The sequence below is a fragment of the Nocardia sp. NPDC058519 genome (assembly GCF_042719755.1).
In the GTDB taxonomy this organism is placed as follows: Bacteria; Actinomycetota; Actinomycetes; order Mycobacteriales; family Mycobacteriaceae; genus Nocardia.
The window spans coordinates 137,122-153,762 of the sequence record NZ_JBHXNK010000018.1 but is presented as its reverse complement, the minus strand read 5'-3'; the positions used below and the strand labels follow the sequence as shown (position 1 = coordinate 153,762).

At 66.3% G+C, this 16,641-nt stretch carries 18 protein-coding genes; 8 read left to right on the top strand and 10 right to left on the bottom strand.

Annotated features, from left to right (window positions below; genetic code table 11):
* Positions 1-1,133: 1,133 nt before the first annotated feature.
* On the bottom strand, positions 1,134-1,559 hold the full coding sequence (locus ACFWPK_RS20790) for a hypothetical protein (protein ID WP_378918137.1): 426 nt from the start codon (positions 1,557-1,559) through the stop codon (positions 1,134-1,136).
* A gap of 249 nt (positions 1,560-1,808) precedes the next feature.
* On the opposite strand from ACFWPK_RS20790, the gene ACFWPK_RS20785 reads away from it, so the two are divergent.
* A complete protein-coding gene (locus ACFWPK_RS20785) occupies positions 1,809-3,146 on the top strand; it encodes a 2OG-Fe(II) oxygenase (protein WP_378918135.1) in 1,338 nt (445 codons plus the stop codon).
* 82 nt (positions 3,147-3,228) lie between these two features.
* Here the strand turns inward: ACFWPK_RS20785 and ACFWPK_RS20780 are convergent, their stop codons facing one another.
* Together ACFWPK_RS20780 and ACFWPK_RS20775 are read right to left on the bottom strand one after the other, a co-directional pair.
* Positions 3,229-3,669, bottom strand: a complete 441-nt coding sequence (locus tag ACFWPK_RS20780; protein WP_378918133.1) for a hypothetical protein — start codon at positions 3,667-3,669, stop codon at positions 3,229-3,231.
* Between the two features lie 226 nt (positions 3,670-3,895).
* Positions 3,896-4,939, bottom strand: a complete 1,044-nt coding sequence (locus ACFWPK_RS20775) for a helix-turn-helix transcriptional regulator (RefSeq protein WP_378918131.1) — start codon at positions 4,937-4,939, stop codon at positions 3,896-3,898.
* A 103-nt stretch (positions 4,940-5,042) separates the two neighbouring features.
* Between ACFWPK_RS20775 and ACFWPK_RS20770 the strand changes: the two genes are divergently transcribed.
* Complete coding sequence (locus ACFWPK_RS20770; protein ID WP_378918129.1) at positions 5,043-5,441, top strand: VOC family protein; 399 nt, start codon at positions 5,043-5,045, stop codon at positions 5,439-5,441.
* Positions 5,442-5,613: 172 nt separating this feature from the next.
* On the opposite strand, the gene ACFWPK_RS20765 is transcribed toward ACFWPK_RS20770, so the two are convergent.
* From ACFWPK_RS20765 to ACFWPK_RS20755, 3 genes are all read right to left on the bottom strand, one after another.
* Entirely contained in the window at positions 5,614-7,137 is a 1,524-nt protein-coding gene (locus tag ACFWPK_RS20765) for an FAD-dependent monooxygenase (protein ID WP_378918127.1), read from the bottom strand.
* A gap of 18 nt (positions 7,138-7,155) precedes the next feature.
* Positions 7,156-7,854, bottom strand: coding sequence for a TetR/AcrR family transcriptional regulator (locus ACFWPK_RS20760; protein ID WP_378918125.1), 699 nt, complete (start codon positions 7,852-7,854; stop codon positions 7,156-7,158).
* Between the two features lie 75 nt (positions 7,855-7,929).
* Complete coding sequence (locus ACFWPK_RS20755; RefSeq protein WP_378918123.1) at positions 7,930-8,961, bottom strand: helix-turn-helix transcriptional regulator; 1,032 nt, start codon at positions 8,959-8,961, stop codon at positions 7,930-7,932.
* A gap of 83 nt (positions 8,962-9,044) precedes the next feature.
* Here ACFWPK_RS20755 and ACFWPK_RS20750 point away from each other — a divergent pair, with 83 nt between their 5' ends.
* Positions 9,045-9,512 (top strand): VOC family protein, encoded by a 468-nt coding sequence (locus tag ACFWPK_RS20750; RefSeq protein WP_378918121.1) that lies wholly within the window; start codon positions 9,045-9,047, stop codon positions 9,510-9,512.
* A 76-nt stretch (positions 9,513-9,588) separates the two neighbouring features.
* Here ACFWPK_RS20750 and ACFWPK_RS20745 read toward each other — a convergent pair whose 3' ends face one another.
* Entirely contained in the window at positions 9,589-10,335 is a 747-nt protein-coding gene (locus tag ACFWPK_RS20745; protein ID WP_378918119.1) for an SDR family oxidoreductase, read from the bottom strand.
* Positions 10,336-10,442: 107 nt separating this feature from the next.
* Between ACFWPK_RS20745 and ACFWPK_RS20740 the strand changes: the two genes are divergently transcribed.
* Entirely contained in the window at positions 10,443-11,036 is a 594-nt protein-coding gene (locus ACFWPK_RS20740) for a TetR/AcrR family transcriptional regulator (protein WP_378918117.1), read from the top strand.
* A 35-nt stretch (positions 11,037-11,071) separates the two neighbouring features.
* Positions 11,072-11,725 carry an NADPH-dependent F420 reductase gene (locus ACFWPK_RS20735; RefSeq protein ID WP_378918115.1) on the top strand — a complete coding sequence of 218 codons (654 nt, stop codon included), beginning with the start codon at positions 11,072-11,074 and terminating at the stop codon, positions 11,723-11,725.
* A gap of 118 nt (positions 11,726-11,843) precedes the next feature.
* Here ACFWPK_RS20735 and ACFWPK_RS20730 read toward each other — a convergent pair whose 3' ends face one another.
* Complete coding sequence (locus tag ACFWPK_RS20730; RefSeq protein ID WP_378918113.1) at positions 11,844-12,569, bottom strand: SDR family NAD(P)-dependent oxidoreductase; 726 nt, start codon at positions 12,567-12,569, stop codon at positions 11,844-11,846.
* Positions 12,570-12,674: 105 nt separating this feature from the next.
* Here ACFWPK_RS20730 and ACFWPK_RS20725 point away from each other — a divergent pair, with 105 nt between their 5' ends.
* Complete coding sequence (locus tag ACFWPK_RS20725) at positions 12,675-13,514, top strand: LysR family transcriptional regulator (RefSeq protein WP_378918111.1); 840 nt, start codon at positions 12,675-12,677, stop codon at positions 13,512-13,514.
* A 183-nt stretch (positions 13,515-13,697) separates the two neighbouring features.
* Here the strand turns inward: ACFWPK_RS20725 and ACFWPK_RS20720 are convergent, their stop codons facing one another.
* The gene (locus tag ACFWPK_RS20720) at positions 13,698-14,651 is read right to left on the bottom strand and encodes an NAD(P)-dependent alcohol dehydrogenase (RefSeq protein WP_378918109.1); all 954 of its coding nucleotides are present in this window, start codon (positions 14,649-14,651) and stop codon (positions 13,698-13,700) included.
* Between the two features lie 88 nt (positions 14,652-14,739).
* Entirely contained in the window at positions 14,740-15,372 is a 633-nt protein-coding gene (locus ACFWPK_RS20715; protein WP_378918107.1) for a TetR/AcrR family transcriptional regulator, read from the bottom strand.
* Between the two features lie 130 nt (positions 15,373-15,502).
* Here ACFWPK_RS20715 and ACFWPK_RS20710 point away from each other — a divergent pair, with 130 nt between their 5' ends.
* Positions 15,503-15,949, top strand: coding sequence for a hypothetical protein (locus ACFWPK_RS20710; protein ID WP_378918105.1), 447 nt, complete (start codon positions 15,503-15,505; stop codon positions 15,947-15,949).
* 99 nt (positions 15,950-16,048) lie between these two features.
* Positions 16,049-16,621 (top strand): hypothetical protein, encoded by a 573-nt coding sequence (locus tag ACFWPK_RS20705; protein WP_378918103.1) that lies wholly within the window; start codon positions 16,049-16,051, stop codon positions 16,619-16,621.
* The last annotated feature ends 20 nt before the right edge of the window (positions 16,622-16,641 follow it).

The window sequence follows — 16,641 nt, the reverse complement described above, 5'->3', positions numbered from 1 at the left end:
CGGGCAGGAAGGAGACTCGGTTGAAGCTTTGACCGCCTGACCAACTGCGGTCACGCGGGGATCATCCCGTTACACCACGCATTTGGACTTGACCCCTCGGGCAGTGCTGCCGAGACCATTCGGAAGTCAGTCTCTGCCATGGTCTTTGCGATCTGGGTAACCGTGTACGGTGCGACTACTGTCACCGGGTGCACCAATATCGTGTTCGGGTGGCCCCGGTACTCGAGATTGAGCTCCTCGTGTCCGTCGAGCGCGTGCCGCATTGTGGCCAGGGTTTCGGCGTCGACTCCTGACAGTTCGAATACGCGTAACAGAGGAGCCCCTGCCCAATCGAGGTCTCGATAGTCCGACGCAGGTGCGCCCTCGAAGGAGCACAGTCGGTCGACCTCGTCGACCGATGACTGGCATAGAGCCAGCTGCCCGGTGGAAACCCGAACGAACTGTTGCGTCAGCGCCACACTCTTATCCTGTCTCAACGTCTTCGGCCAGTCTGAATGGCGCGCCGCGCCCATCTTGCCCGTCGCATTTCCGAGTAGGCCGCGCTGAATCGATGTTGATAACTCGGCGTCGGCGGGCTAGGAAGACGCACTCGCTCGGCAGAAGAGTGCGTTGGGTGACTGGTGCCGCGGCCCTCGGGATCGCGCGGGTCGCGGCAGATGCGGACGTTCGTGACCGCGCGCCCAGCAACAATGTAGCGCCTTGCCATCAGCCACTAGGTTTCCTGTTCTGTGGCAATCTGGCGGCGTGGGTGAGAGTGAACAGGTCGGGCATGGAGGCGGAACCGAAGCGATCCTCGTGAGGATTGCGGCCAGCAAGGTGGGTGTCGTCGAGCTAGAGGTTGCCCCCGGCAGGAAGGATGGGGTTCGACCAGCAGCGCATGGCAAGGCTCGGTTTGTTTGGGTGCTCTTCTGCTGCTCGGTGTTCGTCAGTACTTTGTTGCTGGTTCTGCTTTGCGCAGGAGTGGCTTGCTTCGGGTTCTTGATTTTCCTCTTTTAGTGGTGCTGCGACGCCACCGAGCATCCCCATCGATCAGGACTCGACGGTGACACAACAGGGGCAGGTCCAGGCGCACAGAAGCAGACATAGGCGACCAGTGCTTCGCGACAGAACCCGGAATATGCTCCTGAACTGGCTTAATGTGCCTCGTGGCCTGGCGGCAGTTCGGGGCACCGCATGTCGTCGCGTAGTTCAGCGGTCAGAAGCCCGAAACCGGTATGAGTCGCGAACAGTCCCGCGTCTTCCAGATAGAGAACGGGCACCGGTGCTTCCAACAACGGACGCGGTTCAAGTTCTATGCCGTACTGAACCTCGACGGCTTGCGGGATCTCATCGCCCGCGACGATCTTGCCGTCTTCTTCCAGAAGAGTCCGGTACGGCTGGAGCAATACCCGAGTCGGTCGAGTTCTCGACCAACGGAACAAGATCCAGTCGGAGAAGTCGGGCCGCATGTACTCGACTGTCCCGGTTCCATCGGGCCAGAAGGTGACTACCTCGTCTTCCATGGACGAGTAGTACCCGACCTCGACGCTCCACTGACCGACGAGGTCGTTACGACACATGAATCCCACTCAACCACCCAACCCGAGTACACGCCATACCATCGGGCATCAGAGAGTTGTTGGCGGACAAACATTTTGCGGCAAAGTGCCCCGTGCAGCGGGGACAGCGAAGCGCATCCCACCATCCTCGCGACTGTTGCTCGGTCAGCACGCGAATTTCTTAGTCGGCTCAGTCATCACATGTCCGACACCTCTGTCAAGATTCCTGCGGGGTCCGGCGATCCCCGTCGGACGTTGCGGGAGAAGAGCATGACAGTTCAGACATTGCACGCAATCGGTGAGCTACTCGGGGCGGTGGGTCAGACCGGATCGTTCGCGGTACGTGACACGGTTCCCGGTGGCAATCCGGCACTGAAGGTCGACGGGATCGGTGCGGTGACCTTGCCGGTCAGTGCCGAGCAGGCGCGGGCGCTGTGCGAAATCGCGCACCCCGCTCATTACGGGCGGGGGGAGCAGACGCTGCTCGACCCCAGTGTCCGTGATACGTGGCAGATTCCGCGCGAACTCGTCACCGTCGATGACCAGAGAATGCTCACGCCGCTGCTCGACTCGCTGCGGGACCGCCTGGGGTTGGCGCCGGAGCGCACACTCTCGGCGGAACTGCACTCGGTACTGGTCTACGAGAAGGGCCAGTTCTTCCGACCGCATCAGGATTCGGAGAAGGCAGACGGGATGATCGCCACGCTGGTGGTGACGCTGCCATCCGCGTTCTCGGGCGGTGAGTTCGTGGTCGAGCACCAGGGACAGCGGGTCATCGATCAGGGCTCGCCCACCGAGCTCGGGATAGTAGCGTTCTATGCCGACTGCACGCACGAGGTCTTGCCCGTCACCGAGGGCTATCGGATCTCACTGACCTACAACCTGATCACCAGCACGTCAGCGCCCCGGGGCGGGGATCCTAGCGCCGCGGACTCGGTCGAGGCACTCGCCGGGCAGCTGCGCGAGCATTTCACCGTCCCGATCCCGGTCCCCCAGTGGAAGCGCAACGGCGGACCCGACCATCGCGCCCCCGAACGAATGGTTTATCTGCTCGACCACCAGTACTCCCGGCTGGGATTGAACTGGTGGCAGCTCAAAGGCGCCGACTCGGTCCGCGCGGACATGCTGTTCTCCGCCGCCGACACGGCTGGTTTGGAGGTGGCACTGGCACTCACCGAGATCCAGCAAAGCCAGGCATACGGACGATTCGAGGATGAGGGGTGGCTGGTCGGCAGACACCGCCGATGGGAACGCACGGGCGACCAGTGGGAACTGGTGGACGAGACCTGGGATCCAGTCGACGGCGAGGACGAGCCCTTCGAGGACGCCCCAACAGGGGTCCTGCCCGCCGACCATCCTGCCCTGATCGAGCAGGTGGACCCAGAAGCCGGCCACGACCCCACCACCATGACCTGGTTGGTCGGTACCGACGACCACACTGGCGAACCTGAGCGCAACTATGTCGACCGCGACGAACTATGCACCGCGCCGAAGGCACCGGATCTGCGGCCGTTCGCGCTGGAATCGGAAGGCTTCATGGGCAACGAGGGCAATACCGTCGACCGCTGGTACAGCCGAGCAGCGATCGTGGTGTCACCGCGACACTGATCGCCTCCTGGTTTCTCGGCCGTGTGGATCAGCCGCACGGCCGAGCGGGCCCGAATCCGGCGCTACCCCCACCGAGCCTCCACTATTGGCCCTTCAACGCTCGATCGGCACGGTTGACGAAGGTCGCGGTAGTGAAAGTGCCGATGGCGAGAACGACCATCAGAATCTTCGCGGGCCAAGGCCCTTCGATGATGGCGCCCACCGCTCCGAGCAGGACGAGGCCGCCCGTGGTGACCAACATCGTGGTCGCCCTGGTCGTTCCGTTGATCTCGCCACGCAGAATCCGCCGCGACGCCGTGAGCAGGCTGAGGGCGGGGATCCCGGGCAACAGCGCGACCACGCAGACGACGATCAGGTACTCAGGATTGACCAGCCCGGACACCACGAGTCCGACAGCGCAGGCCACAAGCGCGATACCCAGCGCAATTCCGGCGGATCCGGCAAGGCGGGTCAATCGCCGAACCGCGGGCTCGTTCGCGTAGGGCGACTGCACGCCCGGCTGCATCGCATCGATCTGAGACATTCGAAAACCCCCGTGTGACAGTTGAAATGGCGGGCGAGGACGGCTTTCTGCATCTCATGCCGACTGCCCGAACACCCCCCGGCCCGTACGCTACCGCCCACCATCTCCCGCGAACAACCCGACAGCGAATACTTTGTCCGAGTGATCAACTCAGCACCACTGGCGGATTCGCGGCCGCACGCCTGTCTAACCGATCAACCACGATCCGCGCTCTCTCCGCGCCGAATCACGGGGCTGCTGTAGGGAGTAGGGAGAGGTCGTCCTGGCTGGTACCTATGGGTTCGGTATCGGCGTCGGCGTCGGCGGCCGCGGTGAGTCGGCGGGCCAGGGCGCGTACGGCGTCGTTGAGGGTGTCGGGGTGCTCGATGATGAACGGGCGGTTCAGGCCGGCGAGCAGGGCGGGAATCCAGTCGAGTTGTTCGGCGCGGATTCGGATCCGGACCCACGGGGTGGTGTCAGGGGGCTGCGAGTCGATCTCGTGCACGGTCGCGATCGTCGCGGGGAGCAGCGGGCGGACCTGGGTGAGTGTGCCCTGGACTCGGATCGATACCTCGTGCCGATAGGGTGCGTTGGCAAATGCGGACAGCAGGTGAGCGGCCGGCTCGAATTCGGTGGGCGGAGCGAACGTTCCGGGCTGTGTGCTCACCGTGGTGATGCGGTCCAGCCGGAACTGGCGTAGTTCGGCACTGTTGCTGTCCATCCCTGTCAGATACCACCGGCCGGAGTGGTCGACGAGCCCGTAGGGGTGCACGGTCCGTTGGCTGGACCGCCCGTTTCGGTCGGTGTACCCGATTGCGACCGGTCGGTGCTCGCGGGTGGCCTCGGCGAGCCGGAGCAGGACGGCGGTCTCGACAGCCGCTTCCGGGCGCGTGTCGGCGGTGAATTCGACGGTGTTGATCAGTGCGTCCAGCCGGGCCGTCAGACGTGGGGGTAGGACGCGGCGGAGTTTGGCCGTCGCGCTGTCGGCTGAGCGGGCGGCCGCTGTCGGCCGGTCGGCGCCGCGGCTGGTGAGGAGCCCGAGTAGCACGGCCACCGCCTCGTCGTCGGTCAGCATCAGCGGTGGCATTCGGTATCCGGGAGCGAGCCGGTATCCCCCGTAGCGGCCCCGCACCGATCGGACCGGGATATCCAGGTCGGTGAGATGGGTGACGTATCGCCTGACGGTGCGTTCGTCGACGCCGAGCCGTCCGGCGAGTTCGCCGACGGTATGAGTACCGCCGGTCTGCAACAGCTCGAGCAGGGCCAGCACTCGGGCGGTGGGGCGCGTCATCGGGAAATTCTCGCATCCATACCGGGCGGAAACTGTCCGGTATCGGCTCTACCGTGGCGTGCGGCGGTGGAACCTCCGCCTCATCCGACAGCAGGAGCACACAATGAAGCTCGTCTCGATCCGTCTGATCACCGACGACATCCAGCGGCTGGTCAGTTTCTATCAGCACGTGACCGGCGTCGAAGCGAACTGGGCTACACCGGATTTCGCCGAAATCGTCACACCGGTCGGCACCCTCGCGATCGGAAGCACCCGCACTGTGGCTCTGTTCGCTGCGGGCAGCGCGCACCCAGCCGACAATCACACGGCGATCATCGAATTCCTGGTCCCCGATGCCGATGCCGATTACCGGCGGTTGCGAGATACGGTCGAGGATCTCGTCAAGGAGCCCACGACGATGCCGTGGGGAAACCGGTCGTTGCTGCTTCGCGATCCCGACGGCAACCTGATCAACCTCTTCACTCCTGTCACCGCGCAGGCCGCCGCGAAGTTCGCCGGTTGATATCCGCTCGTCGGCATTTCAGGATGCTTATACGGACTTGGTGGTAGCAATGTGTTCGAAGACTGATCTGGGGACATCCGTCCGCGCCGGACCCCGTGTCCCGGGTTCGCGGACCGATGTTGGCGGTTGGATGTTCTGGGCAGCGGATCGACAATCCTGAACAGCTTTGGTTTCACTGGGCTGGGCGGCCGAACCAGTGTGTGGCGGCCCGCGCGAAACCGTCGCGATCGGGGGCGGCGTCATCTACCCATGCCACGATGCCGTCGGGGCGGATGAGCAGGGCGCGGAATCCGAGGTCGTTGCGCACCTGGCCTGCGGCGTACCGGATTCGGCCCGCCCATCCCTTGGCAGTGACCTGCAGCGCGCGGTCACTGCTGAAGTCGAGCGCGACGCCCTGGCCTCCGCGCAGCAGGTCGCCGAGGCGGGTGCCGTCCTCGAAGCGGAAGTCCGGCGCGGTCCGGCCGACGAGCGGGTGCTCGTTGCCGAGGTCGTAGCGGTCGAACAGGCCCGATGTCGTCCGGTATGTGTGTGTTGTTCCGTCGGCGGTGTTCATCAGATCGTGGACCAGCTGCCGCAGCGCGGGGGCGTTGGGGCCCGGCTTCATGGTGGCCACCTGGGCGCGTGACCAGTCGAGCACCGAGGCGCCGACCGGGTGGCGCTCGCTGGTGTAGGTGTCGAGCAGGCCCTCGGGTGCGTGCCCGTGGACGGTGGCGGCGAGCTTCCAGCCGAGATTCACGGCGTCGCCGATGCCGAGGTTGAGCCCACGGCCGCCGAGGGGGGAGTGGATGTGCGCGGCGTCGCCGGCCAGCAGCACCCGGCCCTTGCGGTAGGTGGTCGCCTGCATGGCTCGATCGGTGAAGCTGGAGGCCAGATGGACCTCGGTCAGCTTCACGTCGGTACCGGAGATGTGGCGCAGGACCGTCTGAAGATGCTCGCGGGTCAGCGGTTTGGAGCGGTCGTACGCGCCGCCGTCGAAGTCCATCATGCCCAGGTGGCCTTCGAACGGTGTGCGCAGGTACATGCCAGTGGGCGTCAAGGTGAACCCGAGGGGCAGCTGCTGCGGGTCGGCGAACGTGACGCGTGCGATGTAGCCGGTGAACAGCGGGTCGGTGCCGACGAAGTCGAAGCCGACGAGCTCGCGAACCGTACTGCGCCCGCCATCGCATCCCACCAGCCAGCGGGCCCGGTATTCATGCCCGCCTGCGATGGCAACCACGGCCTCGTCATCCTGGGTCACGGCGGTGACGGGAACACCTCGGACGATCTCGACGCCGAGGTCGCCCGCCCACTGGGTCAGCACCGCCGAGACTGCTTCGAGATTGGTGATGAAGGCTTCCATCGCCGGGCTCGGCAGCCGGAACGGGAGCGCCGATGTGTCGATGTTGGCCGCGTCGAGGCCGATGCCCGCGAAATGGCTCACGCCACGCGGATCCGGCGCGTCGACCGCTTCTGGATCCGCGCCGATCTCGTTCTCGTCGGCGCCCGAAGCGGTCACTATCGCTTCGAGCAGGCCGCGGCGGTAGAACGCCTCGGCTGACCCGGCGCTCAGGCCCCGCATCCCGAGCGGGAGGGCCTGCAACGGTGAGCCGGGTTCCTGGTCCCGCTCGAGGACCAGTACCGAGCAGCCGGACAGGGCGAGCTCGCCTGCCAGGAACAGGCCGACCGGACCGCCGCCGGCGATCAGTACGTCATGCATGAGAGATCCCTTTCGTAGCTACCGGAGATGGGTCAGACCGGCGAGGACGATGGCGATGCCGGTGAGGAACTGTTCGCGGTCGTCGTGCTCCCTTGCCTGCCCCGCGATGGCGTGCATGAACGGGTAGTCGTCCGGATCGAGCTCCTGCCACGCCGTCGACGTCGCGTCGAAGAACTCTTCGCGATCCACATCCGGCTGGATGGCTGAGGTGTCGCCGACGATGCGTGCGTTCTGGCTGACGGCGCCGAGGATGTAGTGCACGAGCGTCGATGTCGCATGGAACCAGGAGGCTCGCGGCACGCCCAAGGCGCCCACCTGTCGGCCGATCCTTTCGAAGATCCCCACCGTCACCGGTCCGGCCGGGTTCCGGATGATCTGCAGGGTCAGCCGCGTGGCCAGCCACTGGTGTTCGGCTATGGCGTCGAACAGTGCCAGCGCGGCACCGCGAATCTCTTCCTCGGGCGTGGCCACCGCGGGGGAGGGCTCGGTCGCCAGCGCCGAGGTGATGACCTTTTCCGTTGCCGCATCCAGCAGTTCGTCCCTGGCTCCTACGTGGTAGTAGATCGCGCCGGACCCGGTGGCCAGGCGCTCGGTCAGCGCCCGGACTGTCAGCGCACCCTCGCCACCCGCGTCGAGCAGCTCGATCGCGGTATCGATGATCTGCTCCCGGGCGAGCACCTGGTTACGTCGCCGAGGTGGGTGGGCTCGCGCTGTCATGCCTCCACGGTATCAAGGTTTGGAGCGCTGTACCAATTTGGTGCAGTGTTCCAACTGGCGAGCCTTCGCGCAGTCTTATGTTCCTGGGTGTGCGGCGCGTGCGGCGCGCCTGGACAACGCGGCGAAGGCCTCACGCAGTGCGTCCGGGCCCACGACTTCGATCTCGGTGTCGAAACGCGCCAGTGTCGCGGCGAGTGCGGGCCAGGACCAGGAGCCGGTCAGGAGTCTGGTTCGCGCGGGGCCGAGTTCCTCGACGATTCCGTCGCCGGCGAACGGTGCCACCTGTGCGGCGGGCAGGTCGAGGATCACCTCGCCGCGACAGGGCCAGATGTTCGCGGTGTCGGAGCCTTTGAACCGGGCCGAAAGGAACGCGGCGACGTCACCACCCGGCACTTCGCGTGGGGTGAAGCGCGGCCCGTTGGGGACGCGCAATGTCAGCCGGTCGGCACGATGAATCCGCCAATCCTGCCGCTCGGGATCCCACCCGATCAGGTACCAGCGCCCACCCCGGACCACGAGGTGGCGCGGCTGCACCCGCCGCGCCGGGAGCAACCCCGGATCGTGCTGCCCTGCTGCCGACCGGTAGTCGAACCGCAACTCCTCGGCGGACCGGATGGCGGCGCTGAGTGCGAGCAGCACGGCGGTGTCGACTTGGGGATCCGCGCCGCGCCCGGCCGATTCGACGGCGGTCACGTCGAGGGCGTCGACGCGTTGGCGCAGGCGGGACGGCAGGACCTGCCGCACCGTCGCCAAAGCGCGTGCGGCGGCCTCTTCGATACCCGCTCCTGTCCCGACCGCGATCCGCAATGCCACCGCGAGCGCGACCGCCTGCTCGTCGTCGAACAGCAGCGGGGGCAGCTCGCTGCCCGCCTCGAGCCGATAACCACCCTCGGGTCCCTTCACCGCGTGAATGGGATAGCCGAGCTCGCGCAGCCGCTCGACGTCGCGGCGAACCGTGCGTTCGCTCACCGCCAGCCGCTGGGCGAGCAGCATGCCCGGCCAGTCACGGCGGACCTGCAGCAACGACAACAGCGAGAGCAGACGGCGGGAGGTCACCTTAGAAGACGCGATCGGCATGGTGACCAGGCTGCCATCAATAGCGGACATTCCCTGTCCTGTACCGCTGACAGGGTGGCATTTGTCGCCGGAACCTCCGGTGACGAGATCACCGCTGAAAGGACCTCGTCATCATGTCGGTAAACACAGTCGCCCACTTGAACTTCCACGGTCAGGCTCGCGCGGCCCTCGAGTTCTATCAGTCGGTGTTCGGCGGGCAGACCACCATCGCCACCTACGGCGATTTCGGGCTGCCCGCCGAGTTGCCCGACGCCACGAAGGTGGTGTTCGGCCAGGTCATCGCCGACAACGGCTTCCGGGTGATGGCCTACGACGTGCCTGGTGCGAACGCACCGGTCGCTCAGGGCGCGCCCACTACCCGTCGCGAGAACGGCACAACGCTCACCTCGGAATCGTTCTTCCTCTCCGTCCGTGGCGACACCGTCGATGAGGTCGGCGCACTGTGGGAACGCCTCGCGGACGGCGCGAGCGTCATCGAGGAATTCGGCCCGGCGCAGTGGGCGCCCGGGTTCGGGATGCTGCGCGATCGCTTCGGCGTCACCTGGATCCTCGACGTCGCAGCCGAGTACGCGCAGGCCTGACGTCTTTCACCGGTGCACGGCCGACCAGATCGCTGGGCGGCCAGCGCCGGTGATCGGTCGTGCCGTCGGCCCGTGGTCAGCCGCCGAATCCACCGTCGATGTTCAGACTGGAGCCGGTGATGTAGGCGGCGTCCGGCCCGGCGAGGAAGGACACGAAAGCCCCGACCTCCGACGAGGTCCCGAACCGGTCGACTGCCATCACGCCGAGCATGGCCGACGCGGCGGGGCCGTCGGCCGGGTTGGCGTCGGTGTCGACCGGGCCGGGCTGAATGTTGTTGATGGTGATGCCTTTCGGGGCCAGCTCGCGTGCGAGGCCACGGGTCAGGCTGGCCAGCGCGCCCTTGGTCATGGCGTAGATCGACCCACCGGGGAAGGGCATGCGATCGGCGTTGATGCTGCCGATATTGATGATCCGCCCGCCGTCGCCCAAGTGCGCCAGCGACTCTCGGATCGCCACGATGGCCGACCGCACGTTCACCGTCAGCATCGCGTCGATCTCTGCCATCGTCAGGTCGGTGATCTCGGTGAAACTACCGACACCGGCGTTGTTGACCAGGATGTCGAGGCCACCGAACCGGTCGACAGTGCGCGCGACCGCGGAGACGACTTCTTCCTCGGCCATGCTGTCCGCGCGGATCGCGTAGGCGACGCCTTCCGTCGCGGCAGCAGCGGCGGCCACCGCCTGCGCGCGCTCGGTGGAACTCGCGTAGGTGAATGCCACCCGTGCGCCGTCGGCCGCCAATCGTGCGACGATGCCGGCGCCGACGCCCCTGGATCCCCCTGTCACCAGGGCGGTCTTGCCTGCGAGCGGTCCTGTCACCATGTGCGTCGTCCTTGCTGTCGAGTTATGGAGTGATCGATCAACAATTGCAAGGGCGGCACGTTCTGTCAATTATTGAGTGTTTCCTCCATAACTGGTAGGTTCGAGACATGGCCAGGCCGAGGAAGTTCGACGAGCAGGCTGTGCTCACCGCCGCGAGAGGCAGGTTCTGGCGCGATGGCTACGCGGCCACGTCGGTCCAGGACCTCACCGACGCGACCGGAGTCGGAACCCAGAGCCTGTACGGAGCATTCGGCAACAAGCACGACTTGTTCGTCCGGATTCTGGAGGACTACTGCGCCCGCCAGTCCGCTGGGCTCGAGGCGGCGGTCGCCGCTGATCCGAGCCCATGGCACGGACTCACCTCGGCGGTCACGTTCGACGACGGCGGCCGCCTGGATCTGCCGCCGCAAGGCTGCCTGATGGCCAATAGTGCTGCGGCGCTGAGCTCCCAGGACGAGCAGGTCCGCGCCCTGGCCTGCCAGGCGTACGCCGGAACGCTCGAATTGTTCGTTCGGCAGATCGACCAGGCCAAGGAATCCGGTGAAATCGACGCCGACATCGATGCCGAGCAGACCGCCCGTGCGCTGATCACCGTCATGCAGGGAATCGAATTCCTGCACAAGTCGGGCATCGGCGAAGACGAGCTGTTGCGCGCCAAGAGCGCCGTGTTGCACATGATCGAAAGCGCCTTCGCGCGCTGACAACTCACGTCGCCGCCACCACAGGGAAGACACCAATGACAGCAATCGGCATCATCGGCGCGGGCGAAATCGGTAGCCAGATCGCCCGTGCGGCCATCGCGAACGGCTACGACGTCGTCATCGCCAATTCGCGAGGACCAGAGACTCTCCATGACCTGATCGCTGAACTCGGCCCATCAGCGCGCGCCGCGACCGCCGCCGGAGCCGCTGCCGCCGGTGAATTCGTCGTGGTGGCAGTGCCACTCAGGATGGTCAACGATATGCCCGTCGATCAGCTCGCGGGAAAAATCGTGCTGGACACGAACAACTACATGGCCTGGCGCGACGGCCGGTTCCCGGTTGTCGAATCAGGGGAGAAGACCGTCCACGAGCTGCGGCAGGATCATCTACCCACCTCCAAAGTGGTCAAGGCTTTCACCCACATCCAGGCTCCCCGCATCACCACTGCGGGTCGACCAGCGGGAACTACGGGCCGGCTGGCGTTGTCGGCGTCGAGCGACTTTCCCGAGGCGGTGGATCTCGTGACCCGACTGTATGACCAGTTCGGCTTCGACACCGTCGACAACAGTCCGCTGAACGAATCCTGGCGCAGCGGTCCCGGCCAGCCCGCCTGGGTCGCGCACGAGTCCCAGACCCGTGCGGAGCTGATCGCCAACCTCGCCAACGCGCGGCGAAATATCATGGCCTGAAGGCTGATTCGGGCATTGCGGGGACGAGCCGGATCCTGCGGCTCATGCGCCAAAAGGGCTATCACTGGCGTGAACTCGCTCAACAGGCGCGTGAGGGGTGTTCGCACCGGTGTGCCCGTCACCAGGGCACTGTTCCGGCGTCGTCGAAGAAGCCACCGGTCGGTCCGTCATCGGGCAGGGTCGCGAGGTGAATCGCGATCGCCGCACCCTGTTGCGGTGTGCGGACGCCCCGGAAGCCATTGAGGTCGGTGGCGGTGAAACCGGGGCAGCCGGAGTTGATCAGGATGTTGGTGTCGCGCAGTTCCTTGACGTATTGGATGGTGACGGCGTTGAGGAAGGTCTTCGACGACGAGTACGCAGCGGGAACCGGGCCCATATCGACGCCGGGCGCCGTCTGCAGGGCGAGCGAGCCCACGCTGCTCGACATGTTGACGATTCGCGGTGACGCCGAGCCGCGCAGCATGGGCAGCATCGCGTTGGTGACCCGGATGACGCCGATCACGTTGGTTTCCACGACAGCTCGCACGGTCGCGGGGTCGACCGTCGTGGGTGTCTGTGGCATACCGCCGGTGATCGCGGCATTGTTGACCAGGACGTCGAGCCCTCCGGTACGGTCGGCGATCAGCTCGGCCGCGGCGACGGCACTCGCGTCGTCGTCCACGTCGAGCGGCACATCGAACGCATCGATCCCGGCCGCGCGCAGCTTCTCCACCGCGGTCTCGCGGCGTTGTCGATCCCTCGCGCCCACACCGATTCGCCAGCCGAGGGCGCCGAGCCCCGCCGCGATCTCGTATCCGATTCCTTTGTTCGCGCCGGTCACCAGCGCGATCGTCGGTTCACTCATGCCGTTGATCATGTTGCGGACCCGGGTGGTGCGTCCAAGACCGATTGGGTGAGCGGCGATACCGCACGGGTATTGGTCGTGGTGAGCGCCGGATACGATCACAGGGTGGAGACTCGGGAGTTGCGATACTTCGTCGCGGTCGCCGAGGAGCTGCACTTCGGGCGGGCGGCACAACGGCTCGCGATGGCGCAACCACCGCTGTCGCGGGCGATCCAGCAGCTCGAACGGCGACTCGGAGTCGTTCTGCTGCACCGCAATACCCGCGCGATCACGTTGACCGAGGCAGGGTCGGTGCTTCTGCGGGAGGCCCGGACAGCGCTCGAAGCGGTCGAAGCCGCCGAGCGCCGCACTCGCCGCGCCGCTGCCGACCTGCCCGGTGTCGTGCTGGCCACCAAGGCAGGAGCCTCCAGCGAACTGCTGTCGAAGCTGCTGGACGCCTATGCCGCAGATCCCTGCGCTGTCGCAGTCGAGGTGGTGCTCTGCGGACCCGGCGAACCGGAAAGACTGCTACGCAACGGGAGTGCCGACGTTGCTCTGCTCCACCGGCCCTACGACACGACGACCGGATTCGACACCGAGGACCTGCACACCGAGCAGCAGATCGTGGTCCTGCCCGCGGGGCACCACCTCGCCAACCGACCCCACATATCGATGGCCGAGGTCAACGCCCTTACCGACCTGCCCCTGCCGCGCTGGCCCCGACGGGACGGAAGCTATCCGGACGGCCCCGGCCCGCAGGTTCGCGACCACACCCAGTTGACCCAGCTGATCACGCTCGGACGGGCCTGCGCGGTCGTGCCCGAGTCGCTCCGCGCCCAGCTACGCGACGATCACGCCACCGTGCCGGTGCCGGACGCACCGGCCGTCACGACCGTCATCGCCTGGCCACCACACAGCAGATCCAAAGCCATCGCCGACCTCGTCCGTACGGCGATCCGCCTCTAGCGATTACATCCGCAAATGCCGCTGGGCGCGCGATCTGCGAACGTCCGCATCCGTGTGTAGCCACGGGCGGTATCCGTCCGTCAGCTGCTCATAGTCTGCTCTGGGCGAACAGCAGAGAACATGTCGGTGCGGCGGCCGTAGCGGCACCGACTGGTTGCGGCGCAGAACATCCGGTGGTGCCGATCAGCGGATCTCGACCACCACTTTGCCCAGGGCGCGTCCCGCACCGACGTGGGCCAGCGCGTTCGCGGTCTCGTCGAGGGGGAAACTGCGGTCGATGTGGATACCGATCCGTCCCGCGACACACAACTCCGCGAGGGGTGTGAAGTGCGCGGGCCCTTCCTTCACCGCGAGGACCCCGAGCCCGCGGCCGGTCACCATTCCGGCGACCACGCCGACCGTCGCCAACCGCACCACCGCGCGCGTGGTGCCGCCGACGCAGCGGTACCGGCCGCCACGCGCGACCGACCTGCGATAGGCGAAGACCGACCGGTGGGCGACGAGGTCGAGTACCCGGTCGTACGGTCCGGTTCGGGTGAAGTCCTCAGCGCGATAGTCGATGACCTCGTCGGCGCCGAGCGTGCGCATGAACGCCAGTTTGGCGGCGTTGTCCACCCCGGTTACGTGAGCCCCGGCTCTCTTGGCCAGCTGGATCGCAAACGCTCCGGACCCGCCGCCGGCTCCGTTGATCAACACCGACATACCGGCTGCGATGCCGGCCGTGCCCTGCAGTGCTATCGCCCCCGACTGTGGCAGCGTCGACGCCTCGGCGAAGCTCAGCGACACCGGTTTGTGGGCCAGCGCCGATTCGGGAACCACGGCATATTCCGCGAACCCGCCCTTGAGCATGAGATTGTCGCCGTAGACCTCGTCACCCGGTTTGAACAGTGTGACCTCCGAGCCGACGACTTCGACCCGTCCGGCGATATCGGATCCGAGAACCGGGCGCCTAGGTGCCCGGAGCCCGCCGATGCGCGAATACAGCGGCGTCCCCCGCAATGTCTCCCAGTCGGAGAGGTTGATCGACGTCGCATGCACCTGGACGAGCACCTGTTTCGGCCCTGGGGAAGGCGCTGGGACCTCCACGACCGACAGCACCTCGGGGCCGCCGTAGCGGTCGTACACGACGGCCCTCATGCGAATCCAGCACGGCGCATCCAGCGACAGCCTGACACACGACAAACTCTAGTCGGCGGGGTTGGACAACTCTTGGTAGCGCCGGTGCCTATGCGAGCGTTGGAGCCGTTGTTCGCAGGGCGTCGGGGATGGCGGCGAAGGCTTCGTGCAGGCGGGTGATGAGCGCGGATCGGCCGCCGGCGCCGTCGGCGGCGACCCAGCCACGCCCGGCGATGCTCCAGGCCGTAGTGGTCAGCTCGGCGAGGATGCGGAGGCGCAGATCGCCGGGGGGAAGGGCCAGTTTGCCCGAAAGGTGTGCTGTCACTTCGGTTTCCACATCCGAGCGGGCGTATTCGACGTAGCCGAGCAGGCTGGGGGCGGTCAGGATCAGGCTGCGTGTGGCGATGTAGCGCTCATCCCAGTCGTCGGGAAGCGCGGTCGCCGTGTCGGTGAGGACGTCGCGTAACGCGGTGAGGATCGGCCCGGTGAGTTCACTCGCGGCGAGGGCTTGGAGATAGCCGGTCCAGAGCTCGGTCTCGGCCTCGACGGCCACTGCCTCCTTGGTGGGGAATGCCCGGAAGAACGTGCTGCGCGAGACCTCTGCTGCCTCGACCAGTTCCTCCACGGTGGTGGAGGCGAAACCCTTCTCGGTGAACAGCGCCAGGGCGGCGTCGGCAAGGGCGCGGCGGGTGCGGATCCGCTTGCGTTCCCGCAGCGGCAGGGCGCGGTCGTCTGAAGGCATATCGAGATCCTAGCGCGCGAAGAACCTCAGGCCCAAAAGAACCGCAGTTTGAATTGGTACTTGCGCACGTATGACACTTAGTGTCAGAATCGTTCACGACGCCGAGCACCATCCGAACCAGGAGATCGCAATGAGCACCGCTACCGCCCCGACCACCCTGAACCCCTCGATCATTGGTCAGGCCGAGAAGCACCACACCGCGGTCCTGACCCGCGCACTGGCCGGCACCACCCTGGATGAGAAGCAGTGGATCGTGCTGAATCAAGCCCTTGCCGCTGGCGAGCCGGTCGATCCGGGCGCCCACATCGCCCGGATCGCCGCAATGACTCAGTGGGCCCGCACCGAGGTCGAGACCGCCGTGAACGCACTGCTCGCCAGTGCTCTGCTGGCCACCACACCCCACGGCCTGCTCGAGCCCGCCGACACCGGCAAGGCCGTGGTGAGCAGAGTTCGCGCCGAATCCGGCGCGATCGTGGCCGCCGCCTACGGCGCGGTCCCGGCTGAAGATCTGGCCACCGCGGCTCGAGTCCTGGCCACCATCACCACCCGCATGGCCCAGGAATTGGCCAACGCCTGAACCGAATTCGCCACCGGACCATTGCTTTCGCGAGCGTGGGCCGGTGGCGCATGAGCACCGTTGCGGGTTCGTCCATCCATATAGAAGAGGTTTCACGAAATGAACAGCAGAATTACGGTTGTCGGCGTAGCGGTCTCGGCCATCGGTGCGACATTGCTGCTTACCGGTTGCGGTGGAACGACCGCCGAGGCCGGACCGCCCGCGAGCAGCACCGTCGCCGCCGTGACCACGACCCGATCAGCTCCGGCCCCCGCCACCTTGACTCCATCGATCATCGGCCAGGCCGAGAAGCACCACACCGCGGTGCTGGTCCGCGCACTGACCGGCACCACTTTGGATGAGAAGCAGTGGATCGTGCTGAATCAAGCCACTGGCGAGCCGGTCGAGCGGGCCGCTCACATCAACCGGATCGCCGGATTGACCCAGTGGGCCCCCGCCGAGGTCGAAACTGCCCTGAATGCGCTACTCGCCAAGGGTCTACTGGCGAACACACCCCACGGCAGACTCGAGCCCACCACCGCAGGCAACGCCGTAGTGGGCGAGGTTCGCGCCGAATCCGGCGCGATCGTGGCCGCCGCCTACGGCGTGGTCCCGGCCGAAGATCTGGCCACCACGGCTCGAGTCCTAGCCGCCATCACCGCCCGCATGACCGAGGAATTGACCCACGGCTGAACCGAATAGCCGCAGGCCCA

Excerpts from the sequence above, each read along its gene's own strand:
- ACFWPK_RS20790 (WP_378918137.1), bottom strand. The coding sequence starts at position 1,559 with ATGTGTCGTAACGACCTCGTCGGTCAGTGGAGCGTCGAGGTCGGGTAC.
- ACFWPK_RS20785 (WP_378918135.1), top strand. The coding sequence starts at position 1,809 with ATGACAGTTCAGACATTGCACGCAATCGGTGAGCTACTCGGGGCGGTG.
- ACFWPK_RS20780 (WP_378918133.1), bottom strand. The coding sequence starts at position 3,669 with ATGTCTCAGATCGATGCGATGCAGCCGGGCGTGCAGTCGCCCTACGCG.
- ACFWPK_RS20775 (WP_378918131.1), bottom strand. The coding sequence starts at position 4,939 with ATGACGCGCCCCACCGCCCGAGTGCTGGCCCTGCTCGAGCTGTTGCAG.
- ACFWPK_RS20770 (WP_378918129.1), top strand. The coding sequence starts at position 5,043 with ATGAAGCTCGTCTCGATCCGTCTGATCACCGACGACATCCAGCGGCTG.
- ACFWPK_RS20765 (WP_378918127.1), bottom strand. The coding sequence starts at position 7,137 with ATGCATGACGTACTGATCGCCGGCGGCGGTCCGGTCGGCCTGTTCCTG.
- ACFWPK_RS20760 (WP_378918125.1), bottom strand. The coding sequence starts at position 7,854 with ATGACAGCGCGAGCCCACCCACCTCGGCGACGTAACCAGGTGCTCGCC.
- ACFWPK_RS20755 (WP_378918123.1), bottom strand. The coding sequence starts at position 8,961 with ATGTCCGCTATTGATGGCAGCCTGGTCACCATGCCGATCGCGTCTTCT.
- ACFWPK_RS20750 (WP_378918121.1), top strand. The coding sequence starts at position 9,045 with ATGTCGGTAAACACAGTCGCCCACTTGAACTTCCACGGTCAGGCTCGC.
- ACFWPK_RS20745 (WP_378918119.1), bottom strand. The coding sequence starts at position 10,335 with ATGGTGACAGGACCGCTCGCAGGCAAGACCGCCCTGGTGACAGGGGGA.
- ACFWPK_RS20740 (WP_378918117.1), top strand. The coding sequence starts at position 10,443 with ATGGCCAGGCCGAGGAAGTTCGACGAGCAGGCTGTGCTCACCGCCGCG.
- ACFWPK_RS20735 (WP_378918115.1), top strand. The coding sequence starts at position 11,072 with ATGACAGCAATCGGCATCATCGGCGCGGGCGAAATCGGTAGCCAGATC.
- ACFWPK_RS20730 (WP_378918113.1), bottom strand. The coding sequence starts at position 12,569 with ATGAGTGAACCGACGATCGCGCTGGTGACCGGCGCGAACAAAGGAATC.
- ACFWPK_RS20720 (WP_378918109.1), bottom strand. The coding sequence starts at position 14,651 with ATGAGGGCCGTCGTGTACGACCGCTACGGCGGCCCCGAGGTGCTGTCG.
- ACFWPK_RS20715 (WP_378918107.1), bottom strand. The coding sequence starts at position 15,372 with ATGCCTTCAGACGACCGCGCCCTGCCGCTGCGGGAACGCAAGCGGATC.
- ACFWPK_RS20710 (WP_378918105.1), top strand. The coding sequence starts at position 15,503 with ATGAGCACCGCTACCGCCCCGACCACCCTGAACCCCTCGATCATTGGT.
- ACFWPK_RS20705 (WP_378918103.1), top strand. The coding sequence starts at position 16,049 with ATGAACAGCAGAATTACGGTTGTCGGCGTAGCGGTCTCGGCCATCGGT.